The organism is Collinsella sp. LCP19S3_C9, assembly GCF_052121575.1.
In the GTDB taxonomy this organism is placed as follows: Bacteria; Actinomycetota; Coriobacteriia; order Coriobacteriales; family Coriobacteriaceae; genus Collinsella.
In genome coordinates this window covers 119,988-141,947 of the sequence record NZ_JBQKDZ010000004.1, presented here as the reverse complement: position 1 = coordinate 141,947, position 21,960 = coordinate 119,988, and the positions used below count along the sequence as shown (strand labels likewise).

The window sequence follows — 21,960 nt, the reverse complement described above, 5'->3', positions numbered from 1 at the left end:
TGTGCCCATGCAGCCTGGCTGCTACCTTTGGAAAGATGCCAAGGGCGATGTCATTTACGTTGGCAAGGCTAAAAATCTGCGCTCGCGCATGCGTCAATATGTGACGCTGCAGGACGAGCGCCAAAAGATTCCACTGATGATGCAGCTGGTTGCGAGCTTTGACTATATCGTTGTCGAGAACGAGCACGAGGCGCTGGTGCTCGAGCGCAACCTGATCGGTCAATACCATCCGTACTTTAATGTCGACCTTAAGGACGATAAGAGCTATCCCTTTATCGCTATCACCAAGAGCGATCTGTTCCCAGCTATTAAATATACTCGTGAGCGTCATAAGCCGGGAACGCGTTATTTTGGTCCCTACACCGACAGCCGCGCGGCGCGCGAGACCATTGATACGCTGCGCAAGGTAATCCCGATCTGCTCGGCTTCTTGTGCGGAATGGCGTCGATGCCGCCGTATCGTCGAGTCCCACAAGGGCGAAGAAGATATCGTCAATATGATTTGCGCTCAAAACGGGCGTCCCTGCTTTGACTTCCATGTTGGCCGCGGCCCGGGGGCATGCGTCGGTGCGATCTCTCCAGCCGACTATGCTAAAAACGTTAAACGCGTCGAGCGATTTTTGTCGGGCCATCGTAAAGATGTCGTTGATGAGCTTACATCCGAGATGACGGACGCCGCCGAAGCGCTCGATTTTGAGCGGGCGGCGCGCGTCAAGCGTCGCTTGGAAGTTATTAGGGGCCTGGACGACCGACAGCAGGTCGTTTTTCCGTCGAGTGTCGATCTCGATGTGATTGGTTTCTATCGAGAAGAGACCATTTCGGCCGCCTGCGTGTTTGTTGTGCGCGAGGGGCGAACGGTTCGAACCTGTGAGTTCATTCTCGATAAGGGCCTGGATGTCGATGAAGAGGAGCTTCAGTCGGGCTTTCTCAAGCGCTATTACGACGAGACGGCTGATATTCCAGCCGAGGTGAACCTTTCCGTCGAGCTTGAGGATGCGGAGGCGCTAGGGGAATGGCTTTCGGACAAGCGCGAGCGTTCCTGTCATCTCCATAGGCCTCAGCGCGGCGAAAAACACCGGTTGCTCGATATGGCATCTAAAAATGCGCGTCATGCCCTCATGCGTTATATGATGCGCACGGGATACGCCGACGATCGCACCAATCGAGCGCTCCTGGAGCTTGAGAGCGCCTTGGCGCTACCTGCGCCGCCAATGCGAATCGAGTGCTTCGATATCTCTACGCTTCATGGCACCTTTACGGTCGCCTCGATGGTGGTGTTTACCAACGGCCACGCCGACAAGAGCCAGTACCGCCGCTTTAAAATCCAGGCCGAATTGGACGAGGCGAACGACTTCGTTTCGATGTCCGAGGTTTTGGGGCGTCGCTATGCTCCCGAGCGGATGACCGACGAACGTTTTGGCTCGCGCCCCGATTTGCTCGTTGTCGACGGCGGCAAGCCGCAATTGACGGCTGCAATTAAGCAACTTGAGGCCCTTGGGCTCGATATACCAGTTTGTGGTTTGGCAAAGGCCGATGAGGAGGTTTTCGTGCCTTGGGACGAGACTCCTGTCGTACTTCCGACCGGGTCTGCGTCGCTCTATCTCATCAAGCAGGTGCGCGACGAATCGCACCGTTTTGCCATCACGTTCCATCGCGAATTGCGCGATAAAGCCATGACGGTTTCGGTACTCGATGACGTTCCAGGCGTGGGACCCACTAGAAAACGTGCAATTATGCGCCATTTTGGCTCGATGAAGCGGTTGCGCGCGGCGAGCGAGCAAGAGATCGCGGAAGTTCGCGGCATACCTGCCGATGTTGCCAAGGCGGTCCACGAGGCGCTCGTTGCATGGAATGCCGAGCGTGCCGAGGCCGCGGCTGGCCATTCCGATAGCTAAACACGAGCCTAAACAACTGATATACATGATTGCGCGATTTTCAACCATTTATTTCGCCATGATTGCCTGCTGGTTTCGGGTTTTATTAACGCTAAAACGTTTGACTAACCCAAGTGAAAACCCTGCTATCCTGCGGGTTGACGAAGACTGATATCTCACCTCGCCGATACATACTGTCTGCTGTATCGTTTGTCAACGAATTCGGTGAACGGTAGTAAATACCGTTCAAGCGTATGTATGTATCGGTCGCCGAGCGCGGCACCTCAGTTGGGTTTGTCGGTAGGTAAGGTATATATCGTCCGCAAGTTGCGCGGGGGCAAGTTTAGGTGCTCCCGGGTAAGATTCTCTATTGATAGGAGAAGACATGGCCATCATCAATAAGGGTATGTCCAGGCGTTCGTTCCTTGGCCTCACCGGCAGCGTCGCTGCTGTCGCCGGCTTTGGTCTCACTGGCTGCGGTGGCAGCTCTAGCGACGAGGGTTCCGCTCCCGCCGATTCCGCCAACCGTGGCGGCGGCGTGATCACCGCCGGTTCCGCTTACGCTCCGTCCAGCTTCGACCCCGCCAGCACCGGCTCCGCCGTGGGCCTGGGCGCTAACTGGCACGTCGTCGAGGGCCTCTACGGCATCGATTACCACGACTACAGCACTTTCAACGAGCTCGCCACCGATGATCCCAAGTCCGTGGACGACACCACCTTCGAGGTTACCATCCGCAAGGGCGCCAAATTCTCCGATGGCACCGAGGTTACCGCTGACGACGTCGTCGCCTCCTACACCGCTTGCGCCGCTTCTGCCACCTACGCTCCGTTCTTCCAGCCTTTCGAGTCCATCGAGGCCAAGGATGCCAGCACCGTGACGGTCAAGACCAAGGTCCCCAACTTCTCCCTGCTCAAGGATCGTCTGGCCATCATTCGCGTTACTCCTGCCGCCCAGAGCGAGGAGGATCGCGCCAAGCAGCCGATCGGCTCCGGCCCTTGGATGTACGATTCTATCTCCGATACCGAGATCACCCTGGTTCCCAACCCCGAGTACAACGGTGAGTATGCTGCCGAGGATAAGAAGATCCAGTACAGCATCCTGACCGACCCCACCGCTCGCGTCACCGCTCAGCAGGAAGGCTCCACGCTCGTCATGGAGCTCGTTACCGCTGACGCCGTCGACCAGCTCGAGGGCGCCGGCTGCAAGATCGACAACGTCCAGGGCTTCGGCACCCGCTTCATCATGTTCAACGTCGCCAAGGAGCCTTGGAACGACGTCAAGGTCCGTCAGGCTGTCATGTATGCGCTCGACACCGAGAAGATGATCAGCAACACCTTCGCCGGCCTTGCTACCGCTGCCAGCTGCTACCTGCCCAAGAGCTTCACCAACTATCATGAGGCCTCCACGGTGTACAAGACCGACGCCAAGAAGGCCAAGAAGCTTATCGAGGAGTCCGGTATCACCCCGGGCGCCATTACCCTGCGCACCACCGATAACGAGCAGATCAAGGGTATGGCTGCCCAGGTCAAGAACGACCTCGACGCTCTCGGCTTCGATGTGACCATCCAGACCGATACCTCGCCGGCCACCTATGCTGCCATCGACGGCGGCGAGGCCTACGATATCCTCCTTGCCCCTGGCGATCCTTCCTGCTTCGGCGCAGACCCCGACCTGCTGCTCAACTGGTGGTACGGCGACAACGTCTGGATGCAGACCCGTTGCCCGTGGAAGGAGTCCGCTGAGTGGCAGAAGCTCCACGGCCTTATGGACGAGGCTCTTGCCGCCGAGGGCGACGAGCAGCAGAAGAAGTGGAACGAGTGCTTCGACATCATCGCCGACAACGCCGTTCTGTACCCCGTTGTCCACGTTAAGACCGTCTCCGCTTCCTGGAACGACCCGTCCACTGCGCCCAACGGCGAGGCCCTCGATGGCTTCAAGGGCATCGGCACGACGAGCATGTCCTTTAAGGGTGTCGCGACCGTCAAGGCGTAAGACTCGCTTGAGTCTATATGCAGGATGTCGGCCGTTGGGACCGTATCCTCATAGTTGAAACAAAGACCCGGGCGGCAACGATGTCGCTCGGGTCTTGTAATGAGTGTCCGTACTCATATACCAGTTGGTCCTACCGACAAAAGAAAGGGGAGAGAACGTGAACAACTTTCTACGTTTGATTGGAAGGCGTCTCGTGGCGCTGCCGATCATGGCATTGGGCGTCACCGTCCTGGTGTTCTTCCTTATGTCGTTCTCCAAGACCGACCCCGCCTACACGGCGTTGGGTGACGGTGCCTCGCCCGAGGCGGTTGCCGAGTACCATGAGAAGTATGGTCTGGACGACCCCTGGCCCGTGCGCTACGTGCGCTATATGGGCAATTTGATCCATGGCGACATGGGCACCTATGGTGCTGCTCGCAACTCCGTTGCCAAGCGCATCTCCACGGCCCTACCCGTCACGATGCAGCTGACCTTCATCGGTCTTGCCATCGGTGCGGTCGTATCGTTTTTGCTCGGCGTCATCGCGGCACTGTATCGCGATAAATGGCCGGACCAAGTGATCCGCGTCTTTTCCATCGCCGGCTTGGCAACCCCGTCGTTCTGGCTTGCCGTTCTGTTGATCCTTCTGTTCTCCTCCTACCTTAAGGTACTCCCGGCATCGGGTGCCCTGCCGCACTTCACCACGAATCCGGCTGGCTATCTGGGACGCATGATCATGCCCGCCATCGCCTTGGCATTTCCGCTGACGGGTCAGATGACTCGTATCGTGCGTACCGCCATGGTCGAGGAGCTCGACAAGGACTATGTCCGTATGGCTCGCGGCGCCGGCGTTCCCGAGAAGGTCGTCGTCGGCATCAACGTTCTTCGCAACGCGCTGATCACCCCGGTCACCACCCTCGGTCTTAAGATTGGCTATCTCATGGGCGGCGCCGTCGTCATCGAGGTCATCTTCAACCTCCCCGGCATGGGTACTGCGATCCTGCAGGGCGTTCAGGGCAACGAGGCGAACCTGGTTCAGGGCGTCGTCATCGTCGTTGCTCTTGCCTTCATCATCATCAACATCGTGGTTGACATGCTCTACCTGCTCATCAACCCGCGCATCAGGACGGTGTAGATTATGGTAAAGATTCGAGAGAAGCAAACCGAGCAGCTCGAGAAGGCTGCCTCCAAGGGGCTCAAGCTCGGTGGCTGGAAGAAGATGACGCTGTCTTCTAAGATTGCCGCCATCGTGCTGGTGCTGGTCGCCCTGACTGCGATTCTTGCCCCCGTTCTTGCCCCCTATAGCCCGGTCGAGATCTTTACGGCTCGCCAGGCTCCCGGCAACGGGTTTATCTTCGGAACCGACGACAAGGGCCGTGACATCCTTTCGCGTATGCTCTACGGTGGCCGTTACTCGCTGATCATCGGCTTTGGTGCTACCGCTATGGCTCTGGTCTGTGGCTCCGTTGTCGGTGCTCTTGCTGCGGTTTCGCGCAAGGCCGTCTCCGAGACGATTATGCGCATCCTGGACATCATCATGTCTGTCCCGGGTATCGCCCTCGCAGCCGTCTTCGTTTCCATCCTGGGCAACTCCGTGCCGTCGATTATCTTTGCGATCGGCTTTATGTACACCCCGCAGATCGCCCGTATCGTGCGTGCCAACATCGTATCCGAGTACGGTGAGGACTATGTCCGCGCGGTCATCGTCTCCGGCGCCAAGGCTCCGTGGATTCTGATCAAGCACGTTCTTCGTAACTGCATTGCCCCGATCATGGTCTTCACCGTCACCCTGGTCGCCGACGCCATCATCTTCGAGGCTTCGCTGACCTTTATCGGCGCTGGCATCCAGGAGCCCACTGCTACGTGGGGCAACATCCTCGCCGACGCCCGCGGTGGCGTGCTCGCCGGTCGTTGGTGGCAGGCGCTGTTCCCGGGTCTGGCCATCATGATCACCTGCCTGGCGCTCAACATCCTCTCCGAGGGCATTACCGACGCTATGGCCGCTGCTCCTTCCGCCGCTCTGGATCCGACCGATTCCTCCAAGCGCCGCGAGGCCGACCTGCTGGTCTCCGACCCCGTTCGCGCCTACAAGGAGCAGGCCCAGTCCCTGTCCGCCCGTCTTGGCGCCCTGCGCGATGTCGAGCTCAAGCGTAACGACCGCCATGTGCCCGATGAGTCCGTTGAGCCGATTCTTTCGGTCCGTGATTTCTGCATCCAGTTTGAGCACCACGGTGATATCAACGTCGTCGACCATGTCAACTTTGACGTCCGTCCCGGCCAGACCATGGGCCTGGTAGGCGAGTCCGGCTGCGGTAAGTCCATCACCACGCTGGCCATCATGGGCCTGACCGATGAGGACGAGCATCTTTCCGGCGAGGTCCTCTGGGAGGGTCGTGACCTGCTCAAGATGAGCAAGAAGGAGTGGTTCGGCCTGCGCGGTACCGATATCGCCATGGTCTATCAGGACGCCCTGTCTTCGCTCAACCCCTCTATGCTCATCTCCGCCCAGATGAAGCAGCTCACCAAGCGCGGCGGCACCCGCAGCGCCGAGGAGCTCCTGGAGCTCGTCGGCCTCGATCCCAAGCGCACGCTCGAGAGCTATCCGCACGAGCTTTCCGGTGGACAGCGTCAGCGCGTTCTGATCGCTATGGCCCTTACCCGCGACCCCAAGCTGGTCATCTGCGACGAGCCCACGACCGCTCTGGACGTTACCGTCCAAAAGCAGGTCATTAAGCTGCTCAACGATCTTCAGGCCAAGCTCGGCTTTGCCATGATCTTCGTCTCGCATGACCTGGCGTTGGTCGCCGAGGTCGCCCATAACATCACGGTTATGTACGCCGGTCAGGTTATCGAGCAGGCGCCCACCAAGGAGCTGCTCACCAACCCGATTCACGAGTACACCCGCGGTCTTCTGGGTTCCGTTCTGTCCATCGAGAGCGGTTCGGGCCGCCTGCACCAGGTGCCCGGCGCCGTCCCCAGCCCGCGCGATTTCCCCAAGGGCGATCGCTTCGCGCCCCGCTCAAGCCATCCGCACATCGGCCTGGACACCCGTCCGGTCTTCAAGCGCGTGCCCGGCACCGAGCACTTCTATTCCGAGCTCCCCGATGAGGTGCTCAAGGCAAATGGTTTGACCCCTCATGCGGAGGTGATGTAGATGAGCGAGACTGCGGTCAACGGCGTCGAGCCGATTATCTTCCTTGACGATGTCCACGTCACCTTTAGGACCCGTACCGGTTCGATACTGCACCCCAATCTGGTTCATGCCGTCCAAGGCGTGACCATTAAGCTCATGCCCGGTCAGACGATCGGCATCGTCGGCGAGTCCGGTTGCGGCAAGTCCACCACTGCTAATGTCATGTGCGGCCTGCAGGCCCCCACGAGTGGCAAGGTCTACTTTAAGGGCAAGGACGTCACCAAGCGTACTGCCGAGGATCGTCGTCACATGGGCCGCGTCATCTCGGTCGTGTTCCAGAACCCCGCGACGGCACTCAACCCTCGCATGGTCGTTCGTGAGCAGCTGCTCGACCCCATGCGCGTCCACAACCTGGGTACCGAGGCCGAGCAGGAGAAGCGCGTTAAGGAACTCCTGGAGCTCACCGGTCTGCCCAGCTCTGCCGCCGAGGTTCTTCCCGGCCAGCTTTCGGGCGGTCAGCGCCAGCGCGTGGCAATTGCCCGTGCCCTGTCGTTGAACCCTGACGCCATCATCGCCGACGAGCCCACCTCGGCTCTGGACGTTTCGGTCCGCGCGCAGATCCTCAACCTGTTGACCGATCTTAAGAAGGAGCTCGGCCTGGCTATGGTGTTCATTAGCCATGACATCCAGACGGTCCGCTACATCTCTGACGACATCATCGTCATGAACGGCGGCAAGATCGTCGAGCAGGGCGAGGCCAAGCAGGTCTTCCAGAACCCGCAGGACCCCTACACCAAGATGCTGCTCGGTGCTGCGCCGTCGCTGCTGCACCCCAAGCTTGGCGAGTAGGTTCGCTTTCCCTCCTGTGCGCCCGGCTCCCTTGCCGGGCGCACCCTCGTTGCGATTTCGAAAGGTTGGGTTCACGAGCCATGCCAAGCGCTCAGGAGCTACAACAGCAATTTGGTGGTTATCGGGGCGCCATGCCTCGTCCATCAGATTTCGATCTCTTTTGGAACGACCGCATGGCCGAGGCTGACGCCGTCGAGATCGACTATTCGGTCGAGGCGGCATCGATTGCCGATGCTGCGACCTGCCAGTTTTTTGACCTCTGGTATACGGGCATGTGTGGCGCCCGCCTGCATGCCAAGTATCTCAAGCCGGTTTCGGACGAGTCCGTGCCGCTGGTGCTACAGTTCCACGGCTATCCGGGCGCAAGCCGCAGCTGGTTCGAGCAGGCATCGTTTGCGGGTATGGGCATGGCACTTGTCGCCCTCGACTGCCCCGGTCAGGGTGGCCCCTCCGAGGATATTGGTGGATTTGAAGGCACAACGGTTGCCGGGCATATCGTTGCCGGTATCGACGGCGACCCGGCCAATCTCTACTACGTACGCTTGCATCAGGATATCCGCATTCTGTGCCGCATTGTTCGCGAGCTCGAGGGCATCGATCTTGCCCGCGTTTTTGTGAACGGTGCGTCGCAGGGCGGTGGCTTGGGCATTGCGACCTGCGCGCTTAACAGCGAGCTTATCAATCGTGCCGCCATCCTCTATCCTTTCCTGTCGGATTTCCGCCTGGTCTGGGATTTGGATGCCGACGATATTGCCTACGAGGGCCTGCGCTATTGGTCTCGCTGGTTTGACGAGGACTCGACTCGTATTGACGAGGCCTATGCCAAGCTGGCGTATTTCGATTCCAAGAACTTTGCCCCCATGGTCAAATGCCCCGTGCTGTTTGGCACGGGAACGGCCGATATCGTCTGTCCGCCGGCGACGCAGTTTGCGGTCTACAACAACCTGACCTGCGAGAAGCGCCATGAGTTCTTTGAGGGCTTTGGCCACGAGGAGATTCAGGATTTTGACGATCTGATCATTCCGTTTTTCTGCAAGGAAGGGGAGGCTCATGTCTAAGTGCGAGAGCAATGTCAATGAGCTGATTGACCCCGAGCTTGCGGGGATCTCTGGGACGGTTTCGTCAAGGCTCTCCGATTTCCGTGATTGGCGCGGCGATGCCTTGGCGGATGTTTCCGAGTTGGAGGCAGCCGCTTCGGACCTTGAGGTTTGCGGACTGACTGTCACGGCGATTGATTTCGCCAATCCGTGCGCGTGCTACTCCGAGGTTTCCTTTGAACTTGCCGGGGAAGTCGTACACGGCCGTTTGATTGAGCCCTCAGGTTGCGCTCGGGCATCCGAGCTTGTGCCGCTATGCCTGATGTTTCACGACATCGACCGACCCGTACGTGGATGGCATCACATGACGAGGTTTGCCGCCATGGGATATGCCGTGCTTGCGCTGGACGACGATGTGATTGGGCTCAGCGAGCTGAAGCAGGGGGTTACCTCGCCCGTTTTTGTTGAACGCGTCCGCTGGGGCTGTGCAATGGCAAAGGTCGCGCGCAATCTTGACGGCATGGACCCCGACCGCATCTTTGCATGGGGCGAGGGCCTTGGCGGTGGAGTCGCGTTGGCGGTTTCTGCTCTGGACGAGCGGGGCCTTGCCTGCACGGCGGTTGCCAATCCGCTTCCCGGCGGCCTCGAAGCGCTGTCGTCTCGGGTGCGCGGATCGGTACTCATGGGTACATCGCTCATGGATGCCGTGAGCGATCCCAAGGGCCAGTTTGCCGTATTCAACGGTCTTGAGTGTGACCGGAGGCATATTATCTATGCCAAATATGCTCACGAACGCATCAATGCGTTCGAAAACGAAGTCGTCGACTTCTTTAACCAAGCGTTCTACCTGTGTTCTTTGGCCTAGACGGCCTGGACACTGCCAACAAGAGTGGGCGGCATAGGGCCACCCGCCAGACAACTAAGGAGATTCTTGTGGCAACTCAGAAATTCACCGGCGTTATTCCTCCCGTCGTTGTTCCCGATACCGAAGATCACCAGCTCGACGTTGCCTCCTTTGAGCGCAGCATCAACCGCATGATCGACGCCGGCGTCGATGGCCTGTTCTTCCTGGGCTCTTCGGGTGAGGTCGTTTTCTCCACTGACGAGCGTCGTCGACAGATCATCGCCGAGGCCGTTCGAATCGTCGACCACCGCGTTCCTGTTCTGGTCGGCATCATCGATACCGAGACCGAGCGCATGATTGAGCACGGTAAGGTTGCTCAGGAGCTGGGCGCCGATGCGCTCGTCGCCACCTGCCCGTTCTATGCCCTGCAGGGCATGACCGAGGTCGAGGAGCATTTCCGCATCCTGCACGAGGAGCTCGACCTGCCCATCTTTGCCTATGACATTCCCGTGTGCGTTCACACCAAGCTCCCCTGGAAGCTCCTTGCAAAGCTCGGCGCCGAGGGCGTCCTTGCTGGCGTCAAGGATTCCTCGGGTGACGACGTCTCGTTCCGCTACCTCGTTCAGGAGAACGAGAAGAACGGCCATCCGATGAGCATCCTCACCGGCCATGAGGTCGTCGTCGACGGTGCCTACCTTGGTGGCGCCGACGGCTCTGTCCCGGGTCTCGCCAACGTTGAGCCCGAGGGCTACGTGCGTCAGTGGAAGGCCGCTCAGGCTGGTGACTGGGCTACCGTCAAAGCCGAACAGGATCGTCTCAATGAGATTTCGCACATCTGGGACGTCACCTCGGGCGTCCAGGGCTATGCCGGTGGCGTTGGCGCCTTCAAGACCGCTATGAACCTCATGGGCATTTTCGACAGCCCGACCATGCCGCGCCCGGTGAAGGCCATGACCGGCGAGAACGTCGAGGCGATTAGGAAGGTCCTCCAGGACAACGGTCTCCTGTAAAGCTTTCCCGGGCACCCGATCTTGGGGCTCAAGCGATCGAGCGTGACCCATTAGGTCAATGCCCGACCGCTTTCACCCCAACCCCGGGCACTCGGGAAGCCTTTAGCAAGCTGCGGCGATAACACCGCCTTTATTTCCTGTAGTTGTTTTTATCTCCTAAGGAGAGCGACATGGAGAACAAGTACATCTGCTCCGTTGATATCGGTGGCACCAAGATTGCGACCGCCATTATGGAATATCCGGCTGATGGCGGCGTGCCCCATCCCGTATTTGAGGCTGAGGTTCCCACCGAGGCCCAAGAGGGCGGTGAGGCCGTCTTCCAGCGTATCGAGGCGTCCATCAAGGCCGCTCTCGAGGCGAATCCAGATGTCGAGGTCCTTGGCGTCGGTATCGGTGCCGCTGGCGTCGTCGATCCCAAGACGGGCGCCATCGCGTATGCCAACGAGATCATGCCCGGCTGGTCCGGCGTTCAGTTGGGGCCGCGTCTGCGCGAGGACCTCGGTCTTCCCGTTGCCGTTGTAGGCGACGTGCAGGCTCATGCTCTGGGTGAGGCCCATTGGGGCGTCGGCAAGGGCAAGTTCTCCGTCTTGTGTCTGGGCATCGGCACGGGTATCGGAGGCGCATATGTCGAGAACGGCCGCGTGATGCAGGGCTTCCATGGTGCTGCCGGCCATATGGGCCACATCGAGTGCTCGGCTGCCGCCGGCATTCCCTGCGCCTGCGGGCGTTCCGGCCATCTGGAGTCGGTGGCTTCGGGTACGTCGATTGGGCGCATGTACGACGAGCGCTTCGGTCGTGTTGACCCCAGCCGTCCCTCGGTTGGCCGCGACGTGAACGACCTGTGCCGCGCGGGTGACGCAAAGGCGACCGAGGTCATCCACGATGCCGGCTTTGCATTGGGCGCTAGCTTGGGCTCGCTCGCCAACATTCTGGATCCAGAGGTCATCGTGCTTTCGGGTGGCGTAATTCACCAGGGACCCGATTGGCGTTCGCAGACGTGGAAGGATTCGGTACACGAGGGCTATGCCAGCCAGGCGCTCGATCCGCTTCAGGACACGCCGATCCTCATCGGTTCTCTGGAGGGCGACGCACCGCTTATCGGTGCCGCCGAGCATCTTCTTGCCTCGTTAAAGTAAACGTATCTGCTGTAGGAGCCTCCCGAGACGACACGCCTCGGGAGGCTGTTCTGAGAAAGGTTATAGCCTTATGACCGTCGATCCTTTAATTCAATCCCTGAAGGGTAAGCTCATCGTGAGCGTTCAGGCGTATATGGGCGAGCCGCTTCGTACGCCCGAGACCATGGCTCAAATGTCTCGCGCTTGCGAACTCGGTGGCGCCGCCGCCATTCGTTGCCAGGGCCTTGCCGACATTGCTGCCATTAAGGGTCGTTGTGAGGTTCCTGTTATCGGCCTGTGGAAGGATGGACACGAGGGCGTTTACATCACGCCGACGCTGCGTCACGCCCGCGCCTGCGTTGCTGCCGGTGCTGACATCGTGGCGATTGACGCCACCGATCGTCCGCGCCCCGATGGCAAGTCGCTCGAGGACACTTTTCGTCCGCTGCACGAGGAGGGCGTGCTTCTGATGGCGGACTGCGCCACGATCGAGGATATCCGCCGCGCGGTCGACATGGGCTTCGATTTGGTTTCCACTACGCTTTCGCATGGCGTCGCCGCCATCGATTGCACCATGGCAGACGGCCCCGACCTGCCGCTTTTGCGCCAGGCAACCGAGGAGTTCCCCGGTCTTCCCATTATTTGCGAGGGTCGTGTGCATACGCCCGAGGAGGCTCGCGCCGCGATTGACGCCGGCGCCTGGGCCGTTGTCGTTGGCACTGCCATTACGCACCCCACAAGTATTACGAGTTGGTTCAAGGCTGCGCTTGAGGCGTAAGACGGGCCTCGTATCCGCTTGGGGCGGTATACTCAACTAAGGCAATTGATCGCGCGGGATCCGCTGGCCGGGTCCTGCGCTTATTTTAGGAGGCAGCACATGCAAAAGGGAGATGCCATGGATGCGGCGGAGCGCACGGAGCGCATTCCCGATATCGTCATCATCACCGGAATGTCCGGATCGGGCCGAACGCAAGCCATGCATGTGTTTGAGGACATGGGCTATTTTTGTATCGACAACCTGCCTCCGCGCCTGATTGCGCAGCTCGCAGAGCTTGTTGGCATCAATACGGGTGTGGGTAGACATCTTGCTGTTACCTGTGACCTTCGCAGCCAAGGCCTGTTTGATGAGCTGCTTGACGCCGTTGCCGCCTTGGAAGAGCGCGAGATGAGCTGTGACATTGTGTTTCTCGATGCATCTGATGAGGTGCTGATTCGCCGCTACAGCGAAAACCGCCGCCGCCATCCCATTGCGAAGCCGGGGGAGACCACGGCCGACGCCATCCAGCGCGAGCGTTTACAACTCCAGGGCGTGCGCGACCGAGCCGATATGATCATCGATACGAGCCGCCTTCGTACCTCTGCTTTACGCAATAAGCTGCGTGCGGCTTTTTCAGAGCTGTCCGACCAGCAGCTCATGGACGTCCACGTCTTCTCATTTGGCTTTAAGCATGGTATGCCCGTCGAGGCAGACATCATGATCGATGTTCGCTTCCTGCCTAATCCATTCTACGACCCCGAGATGCGCACGTTGACCGGCCTCGATAAGAAGGTCTCCGACTTTGTCCTGGACCATCCCAAGACGCAGGAGTTCTGGAAGGTTTGGACGCAGTTGCTCGATACGGTCATGCCGGGTTATATCGCGGAGGGCAAGCCGCAACTTTCCATTGCCATCGGCTGTACGGGTGGCCAGCACCGCAGCGTTGCCATTGCAGAGGCTACGGCCCGATACCTGGAAGGTGCTCAGTATCACGTGAGCATTTCTCACCGCGACTTGTCGCGTGCCAACACGAAAGCATAGGTTTGAATGTCGTTTACCGCCGAGGTGCGTGACGAGCTTGCGCGCTGCGAACCCGAATGTGAATATTGCGATCTGTCGACACTTGCCGCTCTTACACGTGTGAGTGGCACGCTTTCGCTGGCGGGCTCTGGTCGGTACCGTTTGACGGTTGCGACCGAGACGGGTGCCGTTGCACGCACGATGATTACGCTGACGCACCGCATCCTCAAGCTCAAAACGGAGTTTACCGTTCGCAAGTCGGTCTTGCATAAGGTGCGAAACTATCTCATCACCTTGCCCGACCAGCCCGACCTCGATAAGGCTTTGGTTCTGCTGGGCATTCTCGACCGCAGGGGAGGGCTCGTCGCCGGTGTGCCGCGCCATATCGTCGCCCGGCCCTGCTGCAGGCTCGCCTACATTCGCGGCGCTTTGATTGCCGGCGGCTTTGTGGCAGACCCGCGTGGCGATTTTCACCTGGAGATTGCGGTGCAGGGCGAACAATACGCCAAGGGGCTTTGCGACCTGTTGGAGCAGGTCGGGGTTCATGCGCGTGTCAACGCCCGGCGAGGATCATATGCCGTGTACATCAAGAGCGCCGAGGAGATCGAGCATTTGCTCAAATTGATTGGTGCCAAGCGCAGCGTTGCCGAAATCGAGGAAGCCCGTGCGGTCAAGTTGGTGAAAAACGACGTAAATCGTCGCGTGAATGCTGAGCTGGCCAACCAGACGAGAAGCGCCGGCGCTGCCCAACATCAGCTCGCGCTTATCGAGGAGCTTGAGCGACGCGGCATGCGCGATGTGCTCCCGGATGCCTTGGCGGCCTTTTGTGACTTACGTGAGCGCTACCCCGATCTCTCACTGCGAGATTTGGGGGAGATGGCCGACCCTCCTTTGTCAAAGTCGGCCCTATATCACCGTGTTTTGCGTCTTGAAAAGCTCGTTGAAGCGAACAGGTAGTTTAAAGCAGCAGTTTATATAGTACTTGAACTGCTGTTTTATGCTTTAAAACGTTTTAAAGCAAATTTGATTTTCAATTTCGAGCATTCTCGTGAAATTCAAGTCAAAAAAAAGGTATATTAGGCGAGTGGTTAGTTTGTGGGCCTCAACGGCGGGCGCTGTAGCTTGCGGGGGCCTTACGAAAGGAGACACAATGGCAGTAAAGGTTGCTATTAACGGCTTCGGTCGCATCGGTCGTCTGGCCTTCCGTCAGATGTTCGGTCATGAGGGCTCCGAGATCGTCGCTATCAACGACCTCACCTCTCCCGATATGCTCGCTTACCTGCTGAAGTACGACTCCACGCAGGGCAACTATGCTCGCGATCACGAGGTCGTCGCTGGCGAGGATTCCATCACCGTTGACGGCAAGGAGATCAAGATCTACAAGGAGGCCGACGCCAACAACCTGCCTTGGGGCGACCTCGACGTCGACGTCGTTCTCGAGTGCACTGGCTTCTACACCAGCAAGGCTAAGGCTCAGGCCCACATCAACGCTGGTGCCAAGAAGGTCGTCATCTCCGCTCCGGCCGGCAGCGATCTGCCCACCATCGTGTACAACGTCAACCATGAGACGCTGACCGCTGAGGACAACATCATCTCCGCTGCTTCCTGCACCACCAACTGCCTCGCCCCGATGGCCAAGGGTCTGAACGACTTCGCTCCCATCGTGTCCGGCATCATGACCACCATTCACGCCTGGACTGGCGACCAGATGCCGCTCGACGGCCCGCAGCGCAAGGGCAACAAGCGTCGTAGCCGCGCCTGCGCCGTCAACATCGTCCCCAACACCACCGGTGCTGCCAAGGCTATCGGCCTGGTTCTCCCCGAGCTCAACGGTAAGCTCATCGGTGCCGCCCAGCGCGTCCCGACGCCGACCGGCTCCCTCACCAACCTCTACGCTGTCGTTGACAAGAAGGTTACCGCCGACGAGGTCAACGCCGCTATGAAGGCCTACGCTGCCACCATCTCCGAGACCTTCGCTTACAACGAGGACGACATCGTCTCCACCGATATCATCGGCGAGACCCATGGCTCCATCTTCGACGCCACTCAGACCATGTGCTCTGACCTCGGCAACGGCCAGACCCTCGTTCAGGTTACCTCTTGGTACGACAACGAGAACTCCTACACCTCTCAGATGGTCCGCACCATCAAGTACTTCGAGAAGTTCGTTGCTTAATTTGGCTTTTAGCGAATAGCTCGTTGAGCGTCTAAAAAAGGGCGCGGCCTTATAGGGCTTACACCCTAAGGTCGCGCCCTTTTTATAAGAAATCGTCTGCCGTAATGGGAGGCAGACACGTACGAAAGGTAGAAGCAAACATGGCCTTTACCAAGAAGACCGTCCGCGACATCGATGTCGACGGCAAGCGCGTTCTCGTCCGCGTTGACTTCAACGTGCCTATCAAGGATGGCGTCGTTGGCGACACCACCCGTATCAAGGCTGCCCTGCCCACCATCAACTATCTCGTTGAGCACAATGCTCGCGTTATCCTCATGAGCCACCTCGGCCGTCCCGAGGGCACCGGCTTCCAGCCCGAGCTTTCCCTCGAGCCCGTCGCCAAGAAGCTCGCCGAGCTCTCTGGTCTCGATGTTGCTTTTGTCGCCGACACTTATGGCGAGAAGGCCGCCGAGGCCGTCGCCGCCGTCGAGCCGGGCAAGGTCCTCGTTCTCGAGAACGTCCGTTTTGACAAGCGTGAGAAGAAGAACGATCCCGAGATCGCCAAGACCCTCGCTTCCTATGGCGACGTCTTCGTCCTCGACGCCTTCGGTACCGCTCACCGCGCCCAGGGTTCCGTCGTGGGTCCCGCCGCTTACCTGCCCGCAGTCGCTGGCTTCCTTCTGGAGAAGGAGGTCGACACGCTGACCGGTATCTTCGCCGAGCCCGAGCGTCCCTTCGTCGCCATCGTCGGCGGTTCCAAGGTTTCCTCCAAGATCGGCGTTCTCGATCACCTTATCGACTCCGCCGACACCCTGATTATCGGTGGCGGCATGGCCTATACCTTCTTCCTGGCTCAGGGCATGACCGTCGGTCAGTCCCTCAAGGAAGAGGACTGGGTCGAGCGCGCTGGCGAGATGCTCAAGAAGGCCGAGGAGAAGGGCGTCAAGATCCTGCTCCCCATCGACAACCGTGTTGCCGACCACTTTGGCGAGGACGCTGTCCCCGAGGTTGTCGCTTCCGACGCTATCCCCGACGACCGTGAGGGCATGGACATCGGCCCCAAGACCGAGGAGCTCTACGCCGAGGCCGTCAAGGGCGCCAAGACCGTATTCTGGAATGGCCCCATGGGCGTCTTTGAGTTCGACAACTTCGCTCACGGCACCCAGGCTATCGCCGAGGCCGTCGCCGAGGCTGATTGCACCTCGATCATCGGTGGTGGCGATTCCGTCGCAGCCGTCAACAAGTTTAACCTGGCCGACAAGATGAGCTGGATCTCCACCGGCGGTGGCGCTTCCATGGAGCTCGTCGAGGGTAAGGCCCTGCCCGGAGTGGAGGCGCTTCTCGATGCCTAATCGCACCCTTCTTATCGCTGGTAACTGGAAGATGAACAACGACGTCGCCGAGGCTGCCAAGCTCGCCGACGAGCTGGCCCAGGCTCTGCCCGAGGTTCCGGCTGGCGTCGAGGTGCTCGTCTGCCCTCCGACCATCGACATTACTACGGTTCATGACCGCATTCAGGCTGCCCCCATCGCCCTCGGTGCACAGAACGTGTACTGGGAGGCCAAGGGTGCCTTCACCGGTGAGTCCTCTTGCGACATGCTCAAGTCCGCTGGCTGCACCTACTGCATCATCGGCCACTCCGAGCGTCGTGACTACTTCCACGAGACCGATGAGGACCAGAACAAGAAGGCTAAGGCTCTCGTTGCCGCCGGTCTTGTTCCCGTCTTCTGCTGCGGTGAGTCCCTTGAGGTTCGCGAGGCCGGCACCTATGTCGAGCATGTCGTGAACCAGGTCAAGGCTGGTCTCGAGGGTCTTGAGATCACCTGCCCCAAGCAGGTCGTCGTCGCCTACGAGCCCATCTGGGCCATCGGCACCGGCAAGACCGCTACCGCCGAGGACGCTCAGGAGGTCTGCGGCGCTATCCGTGAGACCCTCAAGGAGATGTTCGGCGAGGAGCTCGCCAACGGCATCCGCGTTCTTTATGGTGGCTCCGCCAAGCCCGCCAACATCGCCGAGCTTGTTGCCAAGCCCGACGTTGACGGCGCCCTCGTGGGCGGCGCTTCGCTCAAGGCTGCCGACTTCGCCTCTATGGTCGTCAAGGCAGGCGAGTAGGGCATATGGCACAGCGTCATCTTCCTGCACTCCTAATCATCATGGATGGCTGCGGCTTGGCTCCGGCCGACGGCGAGAACGCCGTCGCTGCCGCCAAGACGCCCTTCCTCGATAGCCTGTATGAGAAGTATCCTCACACCACGCTCGGTGCTTCGGGCGAGGACGTGGGCCTTCCCGACGGCCAGATGGGCAACTCCGAGGTGGGTCACCTCAACATCGGTGCCGGCCGCATCGTGTTTCAGGAGCTTTCGCGCATCAACAACGCCATCAAGGACGGCTCCATCGCCAAGAACGAGGTTTTCGTCAAGGCTATGGATGACGTCAAGGCCGAGGGCAAGACCCTGCACCTCATGGGCCTCATGAGCCCCGGCGGTGTTCATTCTCACATGAACCATGTCGAGGCCCTGGTCAAGATGGCTGCCCAGTATGGCATTAAGACCGTTCGCGTTCACGCCTTTATGGATGGCCGCGACGTCGATCCGCAGTCCGGTGCCGGCTACATGAGCGAGTTCTGCGCCTTCCTGGCCAAGATCTCCGAGGAGACTGGTTGCGACGCTCGCGTTGCTACCGTCTCGGGCCGTTATTGGGCCATGGACCGCGACAACCGTTGGGAGCGCATCGAGCGCGCCTACGACGTCATGGTCAATGCGTCCGATGCCGATACCGACCCCGTTGCCGGTATCAAGGCCTACTACGAGAAGGATCCGCGCGGCGATGAGTTCGTTGAGCCGTTCGCTGCCCACAACGAGGGTATCCACGAGGGCGACGCGGCCATCTTCTTCAACTTCCGTCCCGACCGCGCTCGTCAGATGACCCGCGTGTTCACGGACAAGGAGTTCGACGGCTTTGAGCGCGAGCAGATCAAGCTCTCTCACTTTGTGACGATGACCGAATACGATCCGACGTTTGACGTCGAGGTCGCCTTCCCCAAGACGTTCCCTGAGAACGTTCTGGCTGACGTTATCGCAGCCAATGGCCTGAAGCAGCTGCACACCGCCGAGACCGAGAAGTACGCCCACGTGACGTTCTTCCTTAACGGCGGCATCGAGGAGCCCAAGGAGGGCGAGGAGCGCGTGCTCGTCGCTTCCCCCAAGGTTGCTACCTACGATTTGCAGCCCGAGATGAGCGCTCCCGAGGTTACCGAGAAGCTCGTCGCTGCCATCAACGAGGACCGCGCTGATTTCTACATCGTGAACTTCGCGAACTGCGACATGGTTGGTCACACCGGTGTCTTCGACGCGGCCGTTAAGGCCGTCGAGGCTGTTGACGATGCCCTGTCCAAGGTTGTCCCGGCGATTCTCGCTAAGGGCGGCTTTGCGCTGATTACCGCCGACCACGGCAACGCCGATCACATGTTTGACGTTGCTTCCGACGGTTCCAAGCATCCGTTTACGGCTCACACCACCAACCGCGTGCCGTTCATCATCGTTGATGAGAAGGCACAGCTCACCGGTATCGAGGACGGTCGACTTTCCGATATCGCCCCGACTATGCTCACCATGGCTGGTCTGGAGCCTTCCGCCGAGATGACGGGCCGCGTGCTCGCGACCGAGGCCTAAGAGAAAACGCCAAGCGTTTCTTTGCAAGGGGGTTGACCATATTCGGGCAACCCCCTTTTTTGGTATTTCTGCCATTTCTACCTCGTCCCCAAATGGCAGGTGGGGAGTGTCGGGGGTTGTGGTACAGTACTGGAGTTTGAATTGTTCTATTAAGGAGCTTCTCTATGGGTCCGTTTCAGATTCTGCTGTTTGTAGTTTGGGCTGTCTCTGCCGTGGCGCTGACGATTCTCGTCCTGATGCATTCCGGTAAGGGCACCGGCGTTTCGGATATGATCGCCAGCTCGCTGTATAACTCCAGCTCTGCCACGGGCGTTATGGAGCAGAACCTTGACCGCCTGACCGTCATCATGGCTGTCGTGTTTGCCGTGTGCGTCGTGCTCTGCATGTTTTTCTTCCCGCAGGGCATCGTGGGCTACTAAGCACGAGTCGCATAAAAAAATTAAAAAGGGTCCCGCATGTACGGGGCCCTTTTTGTTTACAGACTTGTAACAGAGCCAGAATATCACCACATACTGCGCCCAACTAAAGAAATTCTCGACCGTTAACCGGAATTAGCCCCAAACCGTGCATAAAATGCGCTACTGTATTGAAAACGTTGGCCTGTTGTGCATAACCAGCCATAGCAACGGGCGGCGTTTCGATAGTTCGGATCGGATTGTCTCGACATATGTCCGACTGAACATTTCTTTGTCCTATCTCATAAGGAGGATGGCATGGCTGATTCTATGTTCCACCAGCCCGTTATGGGTCGTCGCGCCTTTGTCGGCGGTACCCTTGCTGCGAGCTCCATGGCTTTTCTTGCCGCATGCGGCAAGAAGGGCGGCGACGCTTCCGGTTCTGAGTCCGGTTCGACGCTGAACTTCTACATCAATAACCCGGTCTGCATCGACCCCTACAATGTCCAGGAGGACCAGGGCACTCAGGTCGAGTACCAGCTCTTTGACGCTCTGACCTCTTATGACGCCGAGAAGGGCGAGATCGTTCCGCTGGCTTGCGAGTCCTTCGAGGCCAACGACGACGCCACCGAGTTTACCTTCAAGATCAAGAAGGCCAAGTTCCACAACGGTGATGACGTTACCTCCAAGTCCTTCAAGCTCGGTTGGGAGCGTCTGGTCAGCACCAAGTCCGCTGTCGCTCAAGAGTATGGTCCTTCCGAGGTCTCCTATCACCTTTCCATGGTCGAGGGCTATGACGATCTGCTTGCCGGTAACACTACTGAGCTCAGCGGTGTTACCTGCCCTGACGATGAGACCCTCGTCGTCAAGCTGACTTCCGCTTACGCCGACTTCCCCTTCGTCGCCTCTCATCCGGCTCTGTCCCCGGTTCCCGAGTGCGCCGAGTCCGATGTCAAGAGCTTCTACCTTGCCCCGATCGGTAACGGCCCGTTCATGATGGACGGCAAGTGGGAGGATGGTCAGGAGATCAACCTCAAGAAGTTCGACGATTACTATGGCGACAAGGCCAAAATCGATGGCATCCACTTCCAGGTCATCAAGGACGTGGAGACCGCTTACAAGGAGTTCCAGGCCGGTAACCTTGACATCTGCGACGTTCCCGTTGCTCAGATCGACGCCGCCAAGAAGGATCGCGGCGAGTCCAAGGACGGCTACACCATGGGCGACGGCGAGCGCATGCTGCTCGGCGCCGAGCCTTCCACCTACTACCTGACCTGCAACACCACGGCCGAGCCGTTCAACAACGCCGATCTGCGTAAGGGTATCTCCCTGGCCATCAACCGTGAGGCCATCTGCAAGACCATCTTCAAGGGTACCCGCACCCCCGCTGACGGCATTGTTCCTCCGGGCATCGATGGCTACAAGGAGGGCGCATGGGAGTTCTGCGCCTACGACGTCGACAAGGCTAACGAGTACCTCGACAAGGTTGCTCCCGCTGACGCCAACGGCGATCGTGGCATTAACGTGACTCTGTCCTACAACCAGGACGGTGGCCACAAGGAGATCATGGAGTCCATCATCGGTGACCTTGCCAAGGTTGGCATTACCGCCGTCTCCGATACCCCTGAGTGGTCTGCCCTGCTCGAGCAGTACCAGAACCTCAACTATCAGTTCGGTCGTCTGGGCTGGATTGCCGACTACCCGATCATGGACAACTTCCTGTATCCGCTGTTCCACTCCGACTCCCTCGGTGGCGACAACCGTTCTGGTTACAACAACCCCGAGTTCGACGCCAAGGTCGACGAGGCCCGTACCACGATTGACGACGAAGAGCGCGTCGCTAAGATGCAGGAGGCCGACGCAATGGTCGCTGCTGACTGCCCGGTCATCCCGCTGATGTTCTACACGCACACCATCGCCGGCTCCGATCGCATCAAGTACCTCTATGTCGATCCGCAGAAGCATGCCGATCTGGGTACCGCTGAGCTCGCCTAAGAGTTTTGCAGCTTCCGTGAGGGTCAAGTATTTACGTAGACCTCATGGGAAACATACAGTTCTCCCTAACCTGGGGTAAACTGGCTGATGGTAATTTTGGGATGCCGGTCTGGCGATCGGCATCCCATTTAAGT

The 21,960-nt window shown here is 59.2% G+C and carries 18 protein-coding genes; all 18 read left to right on the top strand.

Annotated features, from left to right (window positions below; all coding sequences use genetic code 11):
- The first annotated feature begins 7 nt into the window (after positions 1-7).
- The 18 genes from uvrC (at position 8) to ACTQXI_RS03325 (ending at position 21,826) form a co-directional block, all read left to right on the top strand.
- The gene (gene uvrC / locus ACTQXI_RS03410; protein WP_154517564.1) at positions 8-1,894 is read left to right on the top strand and encodes an excinuclease ABC subunit UvrC; all 1,887 of its coding nucleotides are present in this window, start codon (positions 8-10) and stop codon (positions 1,892-1,894) included.
- Between the two features lie 364 nt (positions 1,895-2,258).
- Positions 2,259-3,866 (top strand): ABC transporter substrate-binding protein, encoded by a 1,608-nt coding sequence (locus ACTQXI_RS03405; RefSeq protein ID WP_427718660.1) that lies wholly within the window; start codon positions 2,259-2,261, stop codon positions 3,864-3,866.
- A 157-nt stretch (positions 3,867-4,023) separates the two neighbouring features.
- A complete protein-coding gene (locus ACTQXI_RS03400) occupies positions 4,024-4,980 on the top strand; it encodes an ABC transporter permease (protein WP_370450641.1) in 957 nt (318 codons plus the stop codon).
- A 3-nt stretch (positions 4,981-4,983) separates the two neighbouring features.
- A complete protein-coding gene (locus ACTQXI_RS03395; RefSeq protein WP_427728769.1) occupies positions 4,984-6,999 on the top strand; it encodes a dipeptide/oligopeptide/nickel ABC transporter permease/ATP-binding protein in 2,016 nt (671 codons plus the stop codon).
- Positions 7,000-7,827, top strand: coding sequence for an ABC transporter ATP-binding protein (locus ACTQXI_RS03390; protein ID WP_154517508.1), 828 nt, complete (start codon positions 7,000-7,002; stop codon positions 7,825-7,827).
- An 80-nt stretch (positions 7,828-7,907) separates the two neighbouring features.
- A complete protein-coding gene (locus ACTQXI_RS03385) occupies positions 7,908-8,885 on the top strand; it encodes an acetylxylan esterase (RefSeq protein ID WP_427728772.1) in 978 nt (325 codons plus the stop codon).
- The gene (locus tag ACTQXI_RS03380) at positions 8,878-9,729 is read left to right on the top strand and encodes an acetylxylan esterase (RefSeq protein WP_441548328.1); all 852 of its coding nucleotides are present in this window, start codon (positions 8,878-8,880) and stop codon (positions 9,727-9,729) included. The genes ACTQXI_RS03385 and ACTQXI_RS03380 overlap by 8 nt, the downstream gene beginning before the upstream one ends.
- A 68-nt stretch (positions 9,730-9,797) precedes the next feature.
- Complete coding sequence (locus tag ACTQXI_RS03375; RefSeq protein ID WP_427718650.1) at positions 9,798-10,718, top strand: dihydrodipicolinate synthase family protein; 921 nt, start codon at positions 9,798-9,800, stop codon at positions 10,716-10,718.
- 170 nt (positions 10,719-10,888) lie between these two features.
- Positions 10,889-11,854 carry an ROK family protein gene (locus ACTQXI_RS03370; RefSeq protein WP_427728775.1) on the top strand — a complete coding sequence of 322 codons (966 nt, stop codon included), beginning with the start codon at positions 10,889-10,891 and terminating at the stop codon, positions 11,852-11,854.
- 70 nt (positions 11,855-11,924) lie between these two features.
- Positions 11,925-12,611, top strand: coding sequence for an N-acetylmannosamine-6-phosphate 2-epimerase (locus ACTQXI_RS03365; protein ID WP_154517496.1), 687 nt, complete (start codon positions 11,925-11,927; stop codon positions 12,609-12,611).
- 99 nt (positions 12,612-12,710) lie between these two features.
- Positions 12,711-13,631 (top strand): RNase adapter RapZ, encoded by a 921-nt coding sequence (gene rapZ, locus ACTQXI_RS03360; protein ID WP_427718645.1) that lies wholly within the window; start codon positions 12,711-12,713, stop codon positions 13,629-13,631.
- A gap of 6 nt (positions 13,632-13,637) precedes the next feature.
- A complete protein-coding gene (gene whiA / locus ACTQXI_RS03355) occupies positions 13,638-14,567 on the top strand; it encodes a DNA-binding protein WhiA (RefSeq protein ID WP_441548327.1) in 930 nt (309 codons plus the stop codon).
- Between the two features lie 193 nt (positions 14,568-14,760).
- Complete coding sequence (gene gap, locus ACTQXI_RS03350) at positions 14,761-15,786, top strand: type I glyceraldehyde-3-phosphate dehydrogenase (protein ID WP_154517458.1); 1,026 nt, start codon at positions 14,761-14,763, stop codon at positions 15,784-15,786.
- Positions 15,787-15,926: 140 nt separating this feature from the next.
- Positions 15,927-17,117, top strand: coding sequence for a phosphoglycerate kinase (locus ACTQXI_RS03345; RefSeq protein WP_304212190.1), 1,191 nt, complete (start codon positions 15,927-15,929; stop codon positions 17,115-17,117).
- Positions 17,110-17,877, top strand: a complete 768-nt coding sequence (tpiA, locus tag ACTQXI_RS03340) for a triose-phosphate isomerase (RefSeq protein WP_154517452.1) — start codon at positions 17,110-17,112, stop codon at positions 17,875-17,877. Before ACTQXI_RS03345 ends, tpiA begins: the two co-directional genes overlap by 8 nt.
- A gap of 5 nt (positions 17,878-17,882) precedes the next feature.
- The gene (gpmI, locus tag ACTQXI_RS03335) at positions 17,883-19,436 is read left to right on the top strand and encodes a 2,3-bisphosphoglycerate-independent phosphoglycerate mutase (RefSeq protein WP_304212185.1); all 1,554 of its coding nucleotides are present in this window, start codon (positions 17,883-17,885) and stop codon (positions 19,434-19,436) included.
- A gap of 164 nt (positions 19,437-19,600) precedes the next feature.
- On the top strand, positions 19,601-19,855 hold the full coding sequence (gene secG, locus ACTQXI_RS03330) for a preprotein translocase subunit SecG (RefSeq protein ID WP_006236144.1): 255 nt from the start codon (positions 19,601-19,603) through the stop codon (positions 19,853-19,855).
- Positions 19,856-20,149: 294 nt separating this feature from the next.
- Entirely contained in the window at positions 20,150-21,826 is a 1,677-nt protein-coding gene (locus ACTQXI_RS03325) for a peptide ABC transporter substrate-binding protein (protein WP_441548326.1), read from the top strand.
- The last annotated feature ends 134 nt before the right edge of the window (positions 21,827-21,960 follow it).

Excerpts from the sequence above, each read along its gene's own strand:
- tpiA (WP_154517452.1), top strand. The coding sequence starts at position 17,110 with ATGCCTAATCGCACCCTTCTTATCGCTGGTAACTGGAAGATGAACAAC.
- ACTQXI_RS03405 (WP_427718660.1), top strand. The coding sequence starts at position 2,259 with ATGGCCATCATCAATAAGGGTATGTCCAGGCGTTCGTTCCTTGGCCTC.
- ACTQXI_RS03365 (WP_154517496.1), top strand. The coding sequence starts at position 11,925 with ATGACCGTCGATCCTTTAATTCAATCCCTGAAGGGTAAGCTCATCGTG.
- ACTQXI_RS03385 (WP_427728772.1), top strand. The coding sequence starts at position 7,908 with ATGCCAAGCGCTCAGGAGCTACAACAGCAATTTGGTGGTTATCGGGGC.
- whiA (WP_441548327.1), top strand. The coding sequence starts at position 13,638 with ATGTCGTTTACCGCCGAGGTGCGTGACGAGCTTGCGCGCTGCGAACCC.
- gpmI (WP_304212185.1), top strand. The coding sequence starts at position 17,883 with ATGGCACAGCGTCATCTTCCTGCACTCCTAATCATCATGGATGGCTGC.
- ACTQXI_RS03370 (WP_427728775.1), top strand. The coding sequence starts at position 10,889 with ATGGAGAACAAGTACATCTGCTCCGTTGATATCGGTGGCACCAAGATT.
- ACTQXI_RS03390 (WP_154517508.1), top strand. The coding sequence starts at position 7,000 with ATGAGCGAGACTGCGGTCAACGGCGTCGAGCCGATTATCTTCCTTGAC.
- ACTQXI_RS03325 (WP_441548326.1), top strand. The coding sequence starts at position 20,150 with ATGGCTGATTCTATGTTCCACCAGCCCGTTATGGGTCGTCGCGCCTTT.
- secG (WP_006236144.1), top strand. The coding sequence starts at position 19,601 with ATGGGTCCGTTTCAGATTCTGCTGTTTGTAGTTTGGGCTGTCTCTGCC.
- gap (WP_154517458.1), top strand. The coding sequence starts at position 14,761 with ATGGCAGTAAAGGTTGCTATTAACGGCTTCGGTCGCATCGGTCGTCTG.
- ACTQXI_RS03380 (WP_441548328.1), top strand. The coding sequence starts at position 8,878 with ATGTCTAAGTGCGAGAGCAATGTCAATGAGCTGATTGACCCCGAGCTT.
- ACTQXI_RS03345 (WP_304212190.1), top strand. The coding sequence starts at position 15,927 with ATGGCCTTTACCAAGAAGACCGTCCGCGACATCGATGTCGACGGCAAG.
- ACTQXI_RS03395 (WP_427728769.1), top strand. The coding sequence starts at position 4,984 with ATGGTAAAGATTCGAGAGAAGCAAACCGAGCAGCTCGAGAAGGCTGCC.
- rapZ (WP_427718645.1), top strand. The coding sequence starts at position 12,711 with ATGCAAAAGGGAGATGCCATGGATGCGGCGGAGCGCACGGAGCGCATT.
- uvrC (WP_154517564.1), top strand. The coding sequence starts at position 8 with ATGCAGCCTGGCTGCTACCTTTGGAAAGATGCCAAGGGCGATGTCATT.